This is a genomic window from Jingyaoa shaoxingensis (assembly GCF_014385005.1).
Lineage (GTDB): Bacteria > Bacillota > Clostridia > Lachnospirales > Lachnospiraceae > Marvinbryantia > Marvinbryantia shaoxingensis.
The window spans coordinates 218,576-235,733 of record NZ_JACRSZ010000006.1; the positions used below are offsets into that span (position 1 = coordinate 218,576).

General features: G+C 41.4%; 17 protein-coding genes and 1 pseudogene. 7 read left to right on the forward strand and 11 right to left on the reverse strand.

Features of this window, described 5'->3' with window-relative positions:
• The first annotated feature begins 6 nt into the window (after positions 1 to 6).
• From rplI to H8716_RS07825, 4 genes are all read left to right on the forward strand, one after another.
• A complete protein-coding gene (gene rplI, locus H8716_RS07810; RefSeq protein WP_249308009.1) occupies positions 7 to 453 on the forward strand; it encodes a 50S ribosomal protein L9 in 447 nt (148 codons plus the stop codon).
• A gap of 14 nt (positions 454 to 467) precedes the next feature.
• Complete coding sequence (gene dnaB, locus H8716_RS07815) at positions 468 to 1,796, forward strand: replicative DNA helicase (protein WP_249308010.1); 1,329 nt, start codon at positions 468 to 470, stop codon at positions 1,794 to 1,796.
• 166 nt (positions 1,797 to 1,962) lie between these two features.
• Complete coding sequence (locus H8716_RS07820) at positions 1,963 to 2,286, forward strand: helix-turn-helix transcriptional regulator (protein WP_249308011.1); 324 nt, start codon at positions 1,963 to 1,965, stop codon at positions 2,284 to 2,286.
• Between the two features lie 17 nt (positions 2,287 to 2,303).
• A complete protein-coding gene (locus tag H8716_RS07825; RefSeq protein WP_249308012.1) occupies positions 2,304 to 2,528 on the forward strand; it encodes a helix-turn-helix domain-containing protein in 225 nt (74 codons plus the stop codon).
• A gap of 106 nt (positions 2,529 to 2,634) precedes the next feature.
• On the opposite strand, the gene H8716_RS07830 is transcribed toward H8716_RS07825, so the two are convergent.
• Entirely contained in the window at positions 2,635 to 3,765 is a 1,131-nt protein-coding gene (locus H8716_RS07830) for a DUF362 domain-containing protein (RefSeq protein WP_249308013.1), read from the reverse strand.
• Positions 3,766 to 4,079: 314 nt separating this feature from the next.
• Between H8716_RS07830 and H8716_RS07835 the strand changes: the two genes are divergently transcribed.
• Positions 4,080 to 5,327, forward strand: coding sequence for an AGE family epimerase/isomerase (locus H8716_RS07835; protein ID WP_249308014.1), 1,248 nt, complete (start codon positions 4,080 to 4,082; stop codon positions 5,325 to 5,327).
• A 13-nt stretch (positions 5,328 to 5,340) separates the two neighbouring features.
• Positions 5,341 to 6,318: a DUF3878 family protein gene (locus H8716_RS07840; protein ID WP_249308015.1), complete on the forward strand. Its 978-nt coding sequence runs from the start codon at positions 5,341 to 5,343 to the stop codon at positions 6,316 to 6,318.
• A 31-nt stretch (positions 6,319 to 6,349) separates the two neighbouring features.
• Here H8716_RS07840 and H8716_RS07845 read toward each other — a convergent pair whose 3' ends face one another.
• The 10 genes from H8716_RS07845 to H8716_RS07890 all read right to left on the reverse strand — a co-directional run bounded on the left by H8716_RS07845 (position 6,350) and on the right by H8716_RS07890 (position 16,968).
• Positions 6,350 to 7,048, reverse strand: coding sequence for a DNA alkylation repair protein (locus tag H8716_RS07845; protein ID WP_249308016.1), 699 nt, complete (start codon positions 7,046 to 7,048; stop codon positions 6,350 to 6,352).
• Positions 7,041 to 9,113 (reverse strand): ATP-binding protein, encoded by a 2,073-nt coding sequence (locus H8716_RS07850; RefSeq protein ID WP_249308017.1) that lies wholly within the window; start codon positions 9,111 to 9,113, stop codon positions 7,041 to 7,043. The genes H8716_RS07845 and H8716_RS07850 overlap by 8 nt, the downstream gene beginning before the upstream one ends.
• A 161-nt stretch (positions 9,114 to 9,274) precedes the next feature.
• Complete coding sequence (locus tag H8716_RS07855) at positions 9,275 to 10,264, reverse strand: beta/alpha barrel domain-containing protein (RefSeq protein WP_249308018.1); 990 nt, start codon at positions 10,262 to 10,264, stop codon at positions 9,275 to 9,277.
• Between the two features lie 21 nt (positions 10,265 to 10,285).
• Positions 10,286 to 11,209, reverse strand: a complete 924-nt coding sequence (locus H8716_RS07860) for a hydroxyacid dehydrogenase (protein ID WP_249308019.1) — start codon at positions 11,207 to 11,209, stop codon at positions 10,286 to 10,288.
• Positions 11,210 to 11,242: 33 nt separating this feature from the next.
• Positions 11,243 to 12,220 carry a phosphotriesterase family protein gene (locus H8716_RS07865; protein WP_249308020.1) on the reverse strand — a complete coding sequence of 326 codons (978 nt, stop codon included), beginning with the start codon at positions 12,218 to 12,220 and terminating at the stop codon, positions 11,243 to 11,245.
• 10 nt (positions 12,221 to 12,230) lie between these two features.
• Positions 12,231 to 13,508 carry a TRAP transporter large permease gene (locus tag H8716_RS07870; protein ID WP_249308021.1) on the reverse strand — a complete coding sequence of 426 codons (1,278 nt, stop codon included), beginning with the start codon at positions 13,506 to 13,508 and terminating at the stop codon, positions 12,231 to 12,233.
• On the reverse strand, positions 13,505 to 13,981 hold the full coding sequence (locus H8716_RS07875; RefSeq protein WP_249308022.1) for a TRAP transporter small permease: 477 nt from the start codon (positions 13,979 to 13,981) through the stop codon (positions 13,505 to 13,507). Before H8716_RS07875 ends, H8716_RS07870 begins: the two co-directional genes overlap by 4 nt.
• Before the next feature lie 29 nt (positions 13,982 to 14,010).
• A complete protein-coding gene (locus H8716_RS07880) occupies positions 14,011 to 14,982 on the reverse strand; it encodes a TRAP transporter substrate-binding protein (protein WP_249308023.1) in 972 nt (323 codons plus the stop codon).
• Between the two features lie 311 nt (positions 14,983 to 15,293).
• Positions 15,294 to 16,166 (reverse strand): MurR/RpiR family transcriptional regulator, encoded by an 873-nt coding sequence (locus H8716_RS07885; protein ID WP_249308024.1) that lies wholly within the window; start codon positions 16,164 to 16,166, stop codon positions 15,294 to 15,296.
• A gap of 361 nt (positions 16,167 to 16,527) precedes the next feature.
• A complete protein-coding gene (locus H8716_RS07890; protein WP_249308025.1) occupies positions 16,528 to 16,968 on the reverse strand; it encodes a GGDEF domain-containing protein in 441 nt (146 codons plus the stop codon).
• 73 nt (positions 16,969 to 17,041) lie between these two features.
• On the opposite strand from H8716_RS07890, the pseudogene H8716_RS17860 reads away from it, so the two are divergent.
• Positions 17,042 to 17,158, forward strand: a pseudogene (locus tag H8716_RS17860) (IS66 family insertion sequence element accessory protein TnpA); the annotation flags it as partial.

Sequence of the window (17,158 nt, forward strand, 5' to 3'; positions counted from 1 at the left end):
ATTATTATGAAAGTAATTTTATTAGAAGATGTAAAATCCCTGGGAAAAAAGGGTGAAACCGTCAATGTCAGCGACGGATATGCAAGAAATATGCTGTTTCCAAAGAAACTGGGTGTGGAAGCTACTCCAAAAAACTTAAATGACTTAAAGCTTCAGAAAGCCAATCAGGCAAAAATTGCTCAGGAACAGTTAGATGCTGCCAAAGCATTTGCTGAAGTACTGGCAACCAAAGAAATCATTCTGGCAATCAAGGTCGGAGAAGGCGGTAAGACCTTCGGTTCTGTTTCCTCCAAGGAAATCGCAGAAGCAGCGAAAAAGCAGTTTGATCTGGATATCGACAAGAAGAAGATCCAGCTTCCGAATCCAATCCGTGCCCTTGGCACCACAGAAGTCGGTGTAAAACTTCATCCAAAGGTAACTGCATCCTTAAAAGTTACTGTTAAAGAAGCATAAAGGATCGCAGAATTATGGAAGAAACTCTTATCAAACGGGTGCTGCCCAACAGTCCCGAAGCGGAACAGTCTGTAATCGGTTCTATGATCATGGACTCTGAAGCCATCATGACTGCTTCGGAGATACTGACCAGCGAAGATTTTTATCAACGACAGTACGGCATTCTGTTTGATGCCATGGTGGAGTTGTATAATGAGGGAAAAGCCGTGGATCTGGTTACCCTGCAGGACCGTCTGAAGGAAAAAGATGTGCCGCCGGAAGTAGCCAGCCTGGAATTCGTAAAAGACATTCTGGATTCTGTTTATACTTCTGCCCACATCCGTCAGTATGCTTCTATTGTTCATGAAAAAGCCATGCTGCGCCGGCTGATCCGCACTACAGAAGGTATTGCCAATGCCTGTTATGCCGGAAAAGAATCCATGGAAGATATCTTCGTGGATACTGAAAAACAGATTTTTGATATTATCCAGCAGAATACTTCCGGTGAATATGTACCAATCAAAGATGTTGTCTTAAATGCTCTGGATAAAATCGAGATGGCTTCCCGTACAAAGGGGAATGTAACCGGTATTCCAACAGGCTTCATTGATCTTGATTATAAGACAGCCGGCTTTCAGCCGTCTGACCTGATTCTGGTGGCCGCCCGTCCTTCTATGGGTAAGACAGCGCTGGTTCTGAATATTGCACAGCACATGGCTTTTCGTGAGGATGTCACTGTTGCCGTATTCAGTCTGGAAATGTCAAAGGAGCAGCTGGTAAACCGTCTGCTCTCCCTGGAATCCCGTGTAGATTCCCAGTCCATCCGAACCGGTAATCTTACTGACGAAGACTGGAGCAAGCTGATCGAAGGTGCCGGAGTCATCGGTAAGTCTCACCTGATCATTGACGATACGCCGGGTATCTCTGTTACAGAGCTTCGAAGCAAATGCCGTAAATTCAAGATGGAACATAATCTGGGAATTATCATCATCGACTACCTGCAGCTGATGACCGGAAGTAAACGAAGTGAGTCCAGACAGCAGGAGATCTCAGATATTTCCCGTTCTCTAAAAGCAGTTGCCCGTGAACTGAACGTTCCGGTAGTGGCACTGTCTCAGCTGAGCCGTGCAGTAGAACAGCGTCCGGATCATCGTCCAATGCTTTCTGACTTGCGTGAATCCGGTGCTATCGAACAGGATGCCGACGTGGTTATGTTCATTTACCGAGATGATTATTATAATAAAGATACCGCCAAACCAAACGTGGCAGAAATCATCATTGCCAAGCAGAGAAACGGTGCCATCGGCACCATTGAACTGGCATGGCTGCCACAGTATACCAAGTTTGCGAATATGAAAAAATAAGCCAGTGGGGACGGATTGAATGGCTCTTAAATGCCATTCATCCCGTCCCCATTGGCTTTCCGTATATTTACAGTTTATTCTGGTAATAATTACAGTCTAACGTTCTATTATTTACTGTTTTTACCTGTATGATCATAGTATCATATTGTAAAGGAAAGGTATTACCGTGAATAACATCCGCTCTCTTCGAAAAGAAAAGCATATATCGCAGACTCGCTTAAGTACAGAGCTGGAAGTATCTCAGGAGACAATCAGCGCATATGAAAACGGCAAACATTATCCAAGTGCCAAGTCTCTGATCAAACTCCGTGATCTTTTTGGTGTCAGTATTGATTATATTCTTGGTCTGACTGACCAACGTTACCCGGCTCTTCAAAGAAGTGATCTTGCGGAAGATGAACAGCTTCTCCTCCACACCTATCGCAAGATGGATTCTCCAGGAAAGCAGCGTCTGAGAGGTTATCTGGATGCAATCCAGACTTCACGATAACATTCAAAGGTATATTTATGAACACAAGATTACTGGCATTACGTACTGACCGCAAACTTTCCCAGACAGCCATTGCCCACTGCTTAAACTGCAGTCAGCGAATGTACAGCCGCTATGAACGTGGCGAAGTAGACATGCCGCTTTCCATCCTGGTAGAAGCCGCCAGATATTATAATATCAGTACAGATTATCTGTTAAACCTGACAGATATTCCTAATGCCTATCCATCAAACGAGCGGTAAAATTATTGGTGACAGGTCTCCTTTATCATACTATTGATACTGTGAGAACCTTTCACTTGTTGTTTTATATCTGTTCTGAGCAGTTACATCATTTCAGTGCTTTCGTTTATTTTTCACTGATATATTTCTTTAATGATTCATAAATCTGTTCTTCTGTTGGAGGACACCCTTTTACAGAATACTCAAATCCGGAAGTACAGGATCCCACTCCCAGTTTTCCTGTTTCACCACGGTATCCCTGACCGATGCAGACTTTTGTACCCAGCTTTTCCAGCAATCCTTCTTCTTTCAAGCGTTGCAGTGCCGGCAGAAAATATCCGTAGCAGGCACTGCAGGATTCCACTTCTTCTACTGCATCCTCCAACGCAGCAACCTTGTAGCTTTTCGGCAATTCCGACTCTGTATAATCAGCATTTCGTCTGCACAGCCGAATATCGGCATGCTCCAGATCCGTACTGCCACATCCCAGTTCTTCTGCCATCTTCAGATACCCTATATCTTCCGTTTCATAATGAAGCATATGGCAGGCACAGGCATCCATCAGCACCGGATCCGCTGCAGTCATGATACAGTTGCGTACCGTCGGATTGCCCCCATCTTCAAAGTCCAGATCTCCGCAGATATTGTCCACAACGATAAAATCCTGATGGATTCCCATACTCAGATGTGCAATGGGTTTATGAAGTCCCATTGCATGAAAATGCCGTTTTTCTTTATTCGGAATCAGGCCTTTCATATTCTTCAGCGCACAGGTCATCTTTGTCTGGCAATGTCCCTTCAACACCGGTACATTGATCAGAAAATCTATTTTCTCCACGCTGTCACAGATCTGAAGTTCCAGTCCTGCGCAATCTTTCGTATGGCTGCTGTCCTTCTGCATATCCCAGAATGGTACCCTATACTTTTCACTCAGCCGGTCATACCCGCATACTTCTACAGACTCCTGTGTCTTATCTCCTACCCAGGAGCCTTCCAGCATGGCAATCCTGGTAAATTCGTGTTCCTGAAGATATACTATGATCCCCTCCACTACTTCCGGATGGGTAGTCCCACCCCAGGAAGCTTCTGAAGGTGAAACCAGATTGGGCTTAATTCCAATCTGCAACTCCTGATTACTTTTGCCGAGCTCAGTTTTCCGATGTTCAATCATCTCCGCAAGTCCTGATTCCTCCAGTATTTCCTTTGTCATCTGAAAATAATCTGTCCCGTATATTTTTAAAATCTGATTTTTCTGCATGATAATTGTCCCCTTTTTCAGCAAGCAGTCTGTCACCATCTTTTCCATCGTCCTTTTCTGACCGCATGCAGTTTTTGTTTCCTCTTTTTCTGTCCCTTTTAGTGTAGCATCTGTCCTTTTTCTGCGCAAGGCAAACACCAATTCACATGTTTTCTATATGGGAACAGTATTGTATCTCATAAGGTTCTATCCCTAAAACATAAGTTTTCCCCTGTTGAGTTTTGCCTTTTGTGCGAGTATAATATAACCGTAAAAAATGGTATCTGTGAAGACTCTGAACAGATACAAAAATGATATCTCTGGGGGATTACAAAATGAGTACAGAAAATAAGAAATACCTGATTGATACCGATGAAAACAAGAAATTTCTCGAAGAAATCCGTGACGGACTTCTGAACTTCGGACATGCTTTTCCGTCTCCGGGCGGTGGGTCTTATTACCTTGGTGACGATGGTACACCATGGAAAGACCGTAACCGGGAGACATGGATTACCAGCCGTATGGCTCATGTATACAGTATTGGCACTTTCCTTGGACATGAAGGCAGTGCTGAACTGGCAGATGCCGCACTGAAGGGTCTGCGTGGAGAACTTCACGATGATGTCAACGGTGGATGGTATGCCGGCCTGACTGCCAATAATGAAATCGTACCTACCAAACAGTGCTATGCCCACGCTTTCGTTATTCTGGCCGCTTCTTCAGGAGTTCTTGCAGGAAGACCTGGCGCACAGGAACTGCTGGATGAAGCGTTAAAAACCTACGACCTGCGTTTCTGGAATGAAGAAGAAGGACTTTCCTGTGATACCTGGAATACAGAATTTACCGTGTTGGATGATTACCGTGGCCTGAATGCCAACATGCACACCGTAGAGGCATTTCTCGCTGCTGCTGATGTGACCGGTGATGAAAAATACCGTGTAAGAGCAGGGCGCATCATTGACCATGTAACCGGCTGGGCGAAAGAGAATCACTGGCGTATTCCGGAGCATTTTTCCAAAGACTGGGTGGCTGATCTGGAATGTAACAAAGAACGTCCTGACGATCCATTTAAGCCTTACGGAGCAACTCCCGGACATGGTATTGAATGGGCAAGACTGATTACTCAATGGGCACTTTCCTTCTACCGCACCAACAAACAGAATGCTGTATCCTATATTGCCATGGCTGAATTTCTTTACAATCGTGCCATCGAAGATGCATGGTATGCAGATGGCGCACCAGGTATCTGCTACACCACCGACTGGGAAGGCAAACCTGTGGTCCATGACCGTATGCACTGGACACTGGCTGAAGCCATTAATACTTCTGCTGTACTCTGGCATGTAACCAAGAATCAGAAATATGCCGATGACTATGCCAAATTCATGCAGTATCTGGATGAAAAAGTACTGGATCATGTACATGGCTCCTGGTTCCACCAGCTGGATCAGAATAATGAACTTTTGACTACTGTATGGCCGGGCAAATCTGACCTGTATCATGCAACTCAGGCAACCCTGATTCCTTATTATACACCGGATCTGTCTATTGCACCGGCTGTCAAAGAAGGAAAAACCTGCTAATTGGAGAAGATGAATGGTTGTAAGTATTGACGGTATTCTGCCGCCAGACAATGAATTTCAGAAGCTGGATCTGCTGATTGCTCAGGGATCTTTTGAACTGGTGAACTATCAGCCCGATCTGAAAATACAGGATCTGAAGCTAGTCTACCTGATGAATGACGCAGTAGAGAGCTTTCTGGTGTTCCAGAAAGCACGTTTGACCGGTACATATCTGCCAGATTTTGAAGGCGAACTGTCCGCTTCTCTTTCCAGAGAAGATCCGGGTTATGTTCTGATTCTTCATCAGGAAGATACTGTGTGTACTCTGTTTTTCCAGGATCTGGTTTTGGAGACTCATTTATTTGATTATGGAAAAACCGGCCATTTCTGGGTAAAGAAATGGGAGTATCTGCGTCAGCTGGAGTATCGGATTGCAATCTTGCATGACAAGCTGGAATATCTGGGAACCGAATATTGTAATAAAACGGAACAGATGCTGGCTGTCCTGACTGCTTTTCCACCTCTGAATTGTAGCTGTTATCCGGCTGTCCCGGACAAATATCTGGTTCCGAAATACCCACGCTGGTTTGTGTCTCAGGCGGCGATTAGCATAATGCTTCAACTGGCTTTGGAAGCAAAAGATCCTGCGCTGATACGCTGGCTGAATCTGTACCAACGTTTTCCGATAAGGATTGTAGCCTGCTACATCGCACATCTGCTGCATCAGACTACACATGCAGGTGTGATCGATCTGCTTAACAGTAAACTGGCAGATGCAGCTTCTTCCTACTCGGAACGGAACTTTTCTGAAGATGTAGAAGGCCGGATCTGTAGTCTGTACCAACAGGCAAAATTTCGCCAAAATGAATTACTGTCTCAGGGAATTACGTCTGAGATTTTAAAAGAAGAGCCTTTTCAATGTACAGAAGATGCACTTGTATACAAAGTGCATCTGATGATCTGGAAGAAAAAAGGAAAAAGCCGGGTCGTGGAGATCGAGACTTTTTCCTAAGTTTATCGTATCTGTTCAGTATCTTCGTTTTCTATTTCAACGAACGCAGATAGGCTTTCTGCTCCGGTGTAATCCGATAACTTTCAATGGCTTTCTGAATGGTCTTTTTATGCACCCATTCAGGAAGCCTTTTTTCTTCCAGATAGGGAATCGTAAGATCCCATTGTTTCGCCAGAGCAGTTGCCAGGTACCAGGCAATCATCATATTCACATAATACTCTTCTGATCTTACCGCTGTTACCCACTCCAGATATTCTGGTTGAAAGTCTTCATCCAGATACAGATTCATCAGGACACCCATTCCATAACGCACAATATAGGTTTTCCCTGATGCCAGCCACTGCGGGATCTCTTTCAACAGTTCTTTCTTATGCTTCGCATAGCATTTGGGCAATGGCATGTCACAGGTCGCCCAGTTATTGATATAAGGCAAAAACACTTTCACCTGTTCCAGACAGGTATCATAATCCTTTTCCGCATTCACAATCATCAAATGAAGATTATTCTCCTCATAATACTGATGCGGAAGCTGCTTTACAAATGCTTTTGCCTCTTCTGTCTTTCCAAATTCTTTTGCAAACTTGCGCAGTATTGGTGTTCGGATTCCAATGATTGTCTCCTTATCAATGCCCGGCAATAATCTACTGTGAAAATCCCTGTATTTCAAGTCCTGCATCATGAATAACTGCTGTTGTAATGCGGTATGTAATTTCATAAATATTTCATTCATCTTTATTTTCCACTAAATGACAGATTGTTATCATCACTTTTTCGATATCTAAAGGCTTCGCCAGATGAGCATTCATCCCTACGGCAATGCACTTTTCAGCATCTTCCTGGAATGCATTTGCTGTCATAGCTATAATAGGTATTGTTTTTGCATCTGAACGTTCTAATGATCTGATTGTCCTCGTAGCTGTATATCCATCCATAACAGGCATCATCAGATCCATCAGAATTACGTCAAATGTTCCTGCCGGTTTCTCTTTAAATAATTCCACTGCCTGCTTTCCATCCTCCACTCTGGTAATTAACGCTCCGGCATCTTCGAGAACTGTCTTTGCTATTTCCGCATTCAGCTCATTATCTTCTGCAATGAGAATTCTTTTTCCCTTTATTGTGTGAATTGCAGATGGCTTAATAGTATTCTGGCTTCCGTATACCTCTTCTTTCGATGCTGCGTCAAAAGAAAGATCTACCGTAAATTTTGTTCCAATGCCCTGTCTGCTTTCCACCTGAATACTTCCACCCATCAATTCTATCATGGATTTGATAATAGAAAGTCCCAATCCGGTTCCCTGCACTTTATTTTCTATAGTGGTATGTTCTCTGGAAAATTCCTCATAGACATGTGGAAGATATTCTTCACTCATACCAATTCCCGTATCTTCACACGAGAAAATATAACGTATCTTTGAAGGATTCTCTGATACTGCCTCATGTACTTCCACATGGATTGCATGTCCCTCCGGGGTATACTTTATCGCATTGCTGATAATATTCAGCATAATCTCCTGTACCTTGGTCTGATCACAGACAGCATAATGATGTCTTACATCTAAAACGGCATGATACTGCAGATTCTTCTTTCTGATATTCTCTTCAAACACTGTATTTACCCTGTGGAATAATGCATCCATATCCTCAGCTTTTAACTGCAATACCGCAGTACCGCTTTCAATCCTGGCCATCTCCAGAACCTGGTTGATGATCATCAGCAGAAGATTACTGGAAGACTGTATCTTTCCCAGATATTCTTTTGCCTTTTTTTCATTTTGCAGATTCTTCTCCAACAAACCTGAAAAACCCACAATTGCATTCATCGGAGTTCGAATATCATGGCTCATATTAAATAAAAATCTTGTTTTTGCCTCATTGGCTTTTTTTGCCTGTTCAGCAGATTTTTCCAGTTCCGCTTCATATTGTCTTTCCCTGTATTTTTTGCTGAATATCAAATAAAATACTGTAGCCATCAATAATGAGAATACGTAAGAAACGACAATACACATAATCCAGTAAGAAAATGGAATCCATCCCGCTGAGGGTATAATGTCAAAATACCATGTGTTATTTGGAACTATGCATTCTACCGTCAGAATATTGTCCGGCATATCCCCCTGGCTCTCTGCCAGAATAATCCTGTCGCTGTCATCTCTGTCATATGTCCAGATTCTGTAACAGAAATCTGCATCACTTAAATAATCAAGATTTATCTCATCGATGAAGCGATTCCAGTCAATCACCAGGATCACAAATCCCCAGAACTCACCTTTCTCTGAATTATTATCCTGATAAACCGGATTAAAAAGCAATGCTCCTCTTCCTCCCTGCTTTAACTGGTATGGTCCTCCAAGCGTATATTTTCCGCTCTCCTTTGCCATAACTGCATCCTCTTTTCGCTCATGTTCCTGCAGCATATCCAGTCCAAAAGCCCCCTCATTTCCCTGTTTCGGATAAATGTCTGTAACAATGCCCTCAGGTGCCAGTTCAAATGCCTTTATCACTCCATTTTCATTCGGAATCTTTGCTGCCAGTTCAGAAAAAGTGTTCTCGTTCAGATTCTCTCCGGCACTGATACAATTTCCCAAAAGATCAGAGATCATGATATACTGTTCCAGTCTTGCCCTGACTCTTTTCTCCGTAATCTGCGCCATATATTTTCCAGTTGTCTTTTCATCCTTTTCCAGATTATGAAGCAGAAAAACACCAACAAAGAATGCCGCCAGACAAGTAATCAATCCAACAATATAACAATATATTTTTATCCTTTTATACGATCCGCTGTCCTTTTTCATTCTGCTATTCCTCTATGCCAGTCCTATAGATTTACATCTCAGACCTTCGGCTGATTTGTTGACGAATTTTTCTTTTATTATACATTTTTTCCTGAAATAAATACAGTAAAAAAGCCAATTTCAGAATATTTTATTCTGAAATTGGCTTTTTCAGGTTTCAGTTAAATGGTTGACGCTACTTTCAGCAACAATTCTTCTGAAGGATTTTTCCGATCAATTTCTGACACTTCCGCAATAAGCTTTAACAATGACACATGTTTCTCTTCTGCCACTTTCCGGAACATAGTAAGGAAATTAGAATGGCATCCCGCCAAACCAAGCATCAAGTCAGTAGGATTTACGGCTACATGATAACCATATTCCTTCATTGTCGGAATTAATTCATTATCCAAATAATCTAATAATTTATATACATCGATCTCCGGAAGATAACCAGCTCTTTTTAAAGTTGCAGCTGCCAGTTCTGTTGCACAGTTTCCGGCACTTCGTGCCATTCCCAACAATCCACAATCAATCTCATCGGCGCCTGCTGCTGCCGCTGACAATGCATTCGCCTGTGACATTCCAAGATTACTGTGTCCGTGAAATCCAACCGGAATCGTCACCTTTTCTTTTAAAGCTGTCACATACTCTGTCGCATCCTTTGGAAACATCGTTCCTGCAGAATCCATAATTGTTATTTTGTCTACTCCGGCATCCTGTAGCATTTTAGCCTCTTCCGCCAGCTGCTGCGGCGTAGATACATATGCTTTCATCAAGGAATATCTACAGATCAGACCTGCTTCTTTTACCATTTCTACAGCTTTCACTGCCCCCTGGCCATCACTGGCATTGGCTCCTACACGCAGGAAATTTAAACCTGCTTCTTTTGCCTTTCTGATATTTTCTTTATCTGCACACTTGGCAAGCATAAACATTCCAATTCTTCCCTGTGGAAGATAATGCTGAAGTATCTCAAAATAAGTTTCATCTGACGGGCACTTTTGCGCTCCCAGTTTTCCGTAAGCACCAAGTCCCTTACAGTTTCCCATTTCAATATCTTTGATACCGGCATTTAGAAGTCCGCCAATTATGCTTTTGGTAAGTTCTTCTGAAAATCCGTGTCCAACTACGTTTCCTCCATCACGAAGCGTATTATCAAACAAATTCATCGTTTTTCTCTCCTTTTTCTCCTACACAACCCTGTGCTGTGGTTCTTTTCCTTCTAACACATTCAGCACGTCTGTCACTACTTCCATTCCCATTCTCTGCAATGCTTCTTCTGTATCTGCGCCGATATGTGGCGTTGCACAGAAATTTTTCACTTGCATTAGAGGGTCGTTTCCTGTTGGAGGCTCATTCACAAATGCATCACATGCTGCTGCGCGGATCATCTTTTTTTCCAGTGCCTCTTTCAGATCTTTCTCATTTACAATTCCGCCTCTTGCCGCATTAATCAAAACAGCATCTTTTTTGAAATGTTTAAAATTCTCGGCACTGATTAAATCTCGGGTAGACGGAAGCAATGGCACACTGACATTCACAAAATCACTGTTTTCCAGCATATCATCCAAATTGTCATATTTCTTAATTCCAAGAGCATCTGCCTGTTCCTGACTACAATATGGATCATATCCTACAAGCGTTACATCAAACCCCTTTTTCAAAATTTCTCCAACTCTTCTGGCAATATTCCCCATTCCTACCAGTCCAATTGTTTTCCCAGAAAGTTCTACCCCGCACATCTCCGGAGGTGCAATTTTGGAGAATCCTTCTTTTTTTGAAATAGCATCACACTGAGAAATATTACGCCCTGCAGACAACATCAAACCAACAATTAATTCCGCTACCGAATTCATATTCGCCGTTGGGGTATTTACTACAACAATTCCTTTCTTTTTTGCCGCTTCCAGATCAATCGTGTTGCACCCAACTCCATGTTTTCCAATCACTTTCAGGTTCCTGGCTCTTTCTATTATTTCTTTTGTCACATCTACTGTTCTCAAAATGATAGCGTCCAATTCCTCTATCTGATCCCAGTTATCCACAACTTCTGCTTTTTTTCTCAATAAAGCTTCGGCCGGAGGATATATGTATTCACTTAAATAAACTTTCATACTATCTCCTTTTTATCTTCCGTTTCGTGATACCTATGAAATAGACAGAATCCTGGCAGGATTCATCACAAGCATCTGATGGATTGCTTTTTCTGATACGCCAACCTCTTTCATAAGTGGAACAAATTTTGTCAGCAAATAGGATATTCCATGGGCTATTTTCCCTTCTTTTGCCATATACCCTTTTTGCATGGTATTTCTTCCTGCATCCATAGAAAGCACAATCTGATCCCCATATCCACGTTCAACCAGCCAGCAAATGTTTTCTGCCAAAGCTACATCCGTCAGCCATTCATAACGGTCCGGTCCTTCGAAAGAAAGATTTATTCCCATGTCCAGCATTGCTTTATGGTAATAACGATCATTGATTTTGTTCGTATGACAGATCACGCACTTTTCCAGATTTGCACCATTTTTCTTTAGCAATTCTGCCGTTTCGATTCCCATTGTTCCCATATCCGTATGCGTAGATATGGGTGCCCCACATTCTTTCTGAGCATCTGCTGCAATAGAAAGAATATTCTGTTCAAAAGGTGTAATCTGACGAAGGCTTGTTCCGGCTTTAATCAGACCTGCTTTTGCACTACATCTCTGAACAGATGGACCCATATAACTAAAGAGATCCATTCCTTCTGTCACTTCTTTTACGATAAGATCTACCACCTGATTATGTGGATAAAGGAAGGACCAATGACCATAATTATCGTAAAGACTTCCTTTATGAAATCCAGTCACCATAACCAGATGTGCTTTTCCTGCAAATTTTTCTGCTATATTCAACATCTTTTGCACATCTCTTCCGCATCCAATCGGATCCATACATACCATGGATCTTCCTCCGGCATCAATCCAGTCCTGTAATTCTACAGACGCTGCTTCCACGTCATTCATCAGATACCAGGCATTTTCTCTGATTTCCGGTCCATAAGAACGAATCAGGTGATCATGAAAATCGCAAATTCCAAATTCTTCTGCGGTAATATCTCCCAAAATTGTACGTATTCCAGCCATTTCATTCCTCCTACACCAATGACGGTAAAAATGTTGATAAAAATGGAACAACTGCTATCAAGATTCCTACTATCAGCTGAATAGCCAGCATTGGTAAAATTCTTTTTGTTACTTTCGTAATCGGTTCCTTGCTTATTCCACATGCTACAAACATACTTGGAGCAAATGGTGGCGTTGCAATTCCCATACAAAGCAGAAAGACCATAAAACATGCATACATAACCGGATCAATGCCATAGGACATTGCCATCGGATGCAAAATCGGGCACAGGATTACTACCACTGCAGTAGCTTCCATAAACATACCGCACAGAATCAGCAAAAGTCCTGAAAATACCATAAACAATACCGCATTTGGTGCCAGCTTTGTAACCAGTGCCGTCAAAGATGTGGTAATTCCAAAATAAGCTACCAGATATCCAAATACATTGGCTGCCGCAATCAGAATCATCAGGTTAGCCGTCGTCTTCGCTGTGTTCTTGAACATTGGTAATAAATCTCTGACTTTAATATCACGATACACAAATAAAGAAATACATAACCCATATACCACAGCAACTGCTGCTGCTTCTGTTGCTGTAAAAATGCCAAGATAAATACCGCCAAGTATGATCACCGGCATAAGCAGTGCCAGAAAAGATTCTTTAAACGCAATTCCTACTTTCTTCCATGAAAAATTTCCTTCTTTTGGAAGCTTTTCTTTTTTGGCTACAAAAATAGCATATACAGACCATAAAGCACAACATAAAATTCCAGGAATGATACCAGACATAAACAGTTTCATTACAGAAAGATTCGACGACTGTGCATAAAAGATAAATACAATGCTTGGTGGAATAATCGGACCAAGTGTCCCCCCAATGGCCAGTAATGCCGTCGTGTAATCTTTTGGATATTTTCTTTCTGTCATAGCCGGATACATAATTGCTCCAATGGCTGCTGTTGTTGCTAATGCAGATCCGGTCAGTGCTGCAAAAATCGCACAGGAAACCAGTAACACTACAGACAATCCACCTCTGATGGTTCCAAAAATACTGTCCGCAAAATTAACCATGCGCCTGGAAATACTTCCCTGTGCCATAATGTCTCCAGCAACCAGAAACAATGGCACTGCCAGCATTGTAAAAGCATCCATAGATGTAAACAATCTCTGTGGGATAATGGACAATGCGCTGCCATCCAGTAACAGAGATGCTCCGGAAGCCAGAATCAGGGACCAGGAAATCGGAACTCCAATTATCATGCATACCAGCATAACAACGATCAATGCAATTGCCGCTAAACTCATACGCCCTCATCTCCTTTCATCTCAATTACGATTCTTCGGATTGTTTCCACTAAATCCAGCAAAAATCCGACCGGAAATACCAGATACATGATCCACATTGGAACATGAAGACTTGGACTGGTAGCACGGAATCCTACTTTTATCAGCATAATACTTCCATATGCCGCAAACAAAATAGCCACTATTGTCAGAATATGCTCCAGTATCCGAACTGTCTTAATTGCATTTCCCTTAAAAATCATATCTACTACATCAATCTTTATCTGTATTCCGGATTTAATTCCCAGATTCACACCTGCATAAATCATCCATACAAACATATACCTTGTCAGCTCTTCCGACCAGGAAATACTGTGCCCCATCAGATAACGCATAATTACCTGTACAAAGACAATACATACCATGGTAAAAAGCATAATCCCGGTAATGGTATTGATGATATTCTGTATTTTATCCAACACCTTACCAAACATCGTTTTCTCCTTCCTTTACAGATACGGTTTTATTTTGCAAGCGCCTGAATAGCTGCAATCTGTTCACCATATTCTGCCTGATACTGATCATATAACGGCTTAATTGCTTCACGGAATTCATCTAAATCCACTTCAACGATTGTGACACCTTTTTCTACCATTTTGTTCTTAAAGTCCTCTGTGGATTCACGTGCATATTTTTTTGCATATGCGCAGGCTTCTGTTGCACATTCCTGAAATACAGCCTGATCTTCTTCTGACATTCCATTCCATGCTGCATCGCTAATCAACATGCACTGCGCTGTGTAAATATGATTCGTTTCACTGATATATTTACATACATCGTACACACTGTTAGCATATGCCAGTGAATATGGTACTTCTACTGCATCAATGGTTCCCTGCTGAACGCCTGCATAAGCATCTGCCCATCCCATAGTAACTGCATCACATCCAAGTGTTTTCCATCCATTTACATGCATATCATTTTCCATAACGCGAAGCTTCATTCCTGAAAGATCAGCCAGCGTTTCAATTGGTTTATTATTATAGCAAAGCTGACGGAATCCTACTTCTGTGAATGCAAGTCCTTTCATTCCGGCATTGCTGCAATCCTCCAGCCACTGCTGTCCAATCTCACCTTCGTATACAGCATCCGCATGATCGTAATCCTGAATCAGATATAATAATTCCCCTACATTCAGACTCGGAACAAAGTTTGCCAATGGTGTGGTAGCTGTAATAACCATATCCAATGTGCCCATTTGTACGGACTCTATCATGTCACGTTCTCCTCCAAGCTGACCACTCGGAAAAATATCAATAGAATATTCCGGCAGTTTTTCCGAGAGGAGTTCATTCAGCTTTTCTGCTGCTACCTGATTTGGTGAATCTGTTCCATTCACACTTCCAAGGCGTAATGTAGTCTCTGCTGATGCTGTCATTCCCAGTCCTAATACGGTTATTGTTGTTAAAATTGCTGCTGTTGTTAAATTTTTCATTGTTTTTCCCCCTGTGCATTGTATTTGATAACACCATGTTTGATATTCTAATTCGAATATCTCTCTGTTTTGTTGATGATTTGATTATATCGGCAACATTTACTACATTCAATTGACAGCTTTTCCAAATATTTTTAGTTTTCTGTGTATTTTTGACAAATCAATCTGTTGTAATTTCCCTATAGTTAAAATAATAACTAGTTTTCACTACATTTATGAAGTGTTTTAATTGTATATGCATTTCATTAAATACAATTTTTGTTTAAAAAAAGACTTGTGACGATATTTTTCTTCACAAGTCTTTTCATATGCTATTGTTTTCCTGCACTGATCAGGTAATCATTCAGCACAGCATCTCTTTGTTCCAATTTTTCTCTGAATTCTTCAGGATTGCGCCAGCACATTAAAATAAGAATATATTCCAGTACGCCTTCTACACCTATCATGGAATGAAAAAATCCACAATGTTCCGTTTCCACCAACAATACTTCTTTTGCATATCTGGTAAGTGGATTTGTCATACTGTCGGTAATCAATATAATTGGCACCCTGCGTTCTGCCAAAACAGTCGTTATTTTTTCATCAATCGTATAATATCTTGGAAAGCTTAAAAAAATGGCCACATCATTTTCATCCAATTCCAAAAGATAACGAATATCATCATGTCCTTCCGATATAAGGGCACGAACATTATTGGTAATCAAACCTGCCAGTCTTGCGAACTGCACCGCCGGTCCTTTTCCTCCACGGAGCCCTATCACCACCTTCTTCCTTGCATCCAGAATCATTACACTTATTTTTTTATACAATTCTTCCTGATTCTGCCGTATCGAATTTTCCAGATTACTGCTCATTAAGCGTATCATTTCTTCACTGGTAGATTCCGTCTCATTATATCGCTCAAACTGCATCACATAACGGTCATGGAGCGAATGTTTTCCAATTTTTTCATTATGTTCTTTTAATTCTTTTTCTATAAATTCCTGTAATTGTGTATATCCTTCGAATCCTACCGTTCTGGCAAATCGTATAATCGTTGCATCACTGACATCTACTTCCTGTCCAAGATCTTTTGCCGTCATTCCTAAAACACGCTTCTGATTTTTTCCTATGTAATCGGCAATGCGAATCTGACTTTTGGTAAGTTCATACTGCGAAAAACGCTGTAATAATCTTTTGTTCATAGCTTTTCTCCATAATCCCAATTGCTTTCTCATGTAATTATAACATATAAAAGCACCACATCTCCATGATGCAGTGCTTTATTTTTGTTTCTGTTCTAATATCTAATCTATTTTCGATCCATCCATTTCCACACTTTGTATCCGGAAGTCCAAGGCTGATAAAAGACACTTTCAATTTTATACCAGATCCCCCATTTCTGACAAAATTTCTCGGACTAATTCGGCATCACGAATGGAAACTAACTTTGATAAACAAATAGTCGGTTCATTCCCTCTTGCCATGGATTCTTTTTAATATTTTTTTCATTTTGTCCGTTTGATTGATTCACTGAGCCAGTTATTCATATGCCTGTTTGTTCTCTTACTCCATACTACTGCGTTTCTTTCTTTCGTTCTTATATTGATACATATCCCGGTCGGCTCTTTCTTTCACCTCAACAATATCCTCACCTGAAAATGAGGCTGATCCATAGGAAACTGTAGGTAAAAATGTGATCTTCCTTCGCTTCTCCTCCATACACCATAAAAATTCCTGTTTGCACATACCTTCCTTCTCACTGTTTTTCAGAAGTACGCAAAACTCATCTCCACCTATACGATAACAATAGCCATAGTTTGCATAAACTTTTTTGATACATTCTGCAATCTCAGCCAGGCAGACATCCCCTTGCACATGACCATAGCGATCGTTAATCTGTTTGAAATTATCCACATCAAACACTACAAGGTAAGCGCAAAATAATTCGACGGATTGTGTTGCCCTAAAAATCAATCCATAATAATCATTAGAGAATGCAAGCATTTCACTTCATTTTCTCTTGCCAGAAATGATAGATGCGAGCATTTTACTCTATTCAAGTTATGGAGGTGTGCTCATGAGAAGCAAAAGAATACCTGCTGAAGAACAATACCGTCTCATCATGGAATGCTGTCAAAGTGGATTGACAGATCATCAATGGTGTGTGGAACATGATATCAAGCCAGGAACTTTT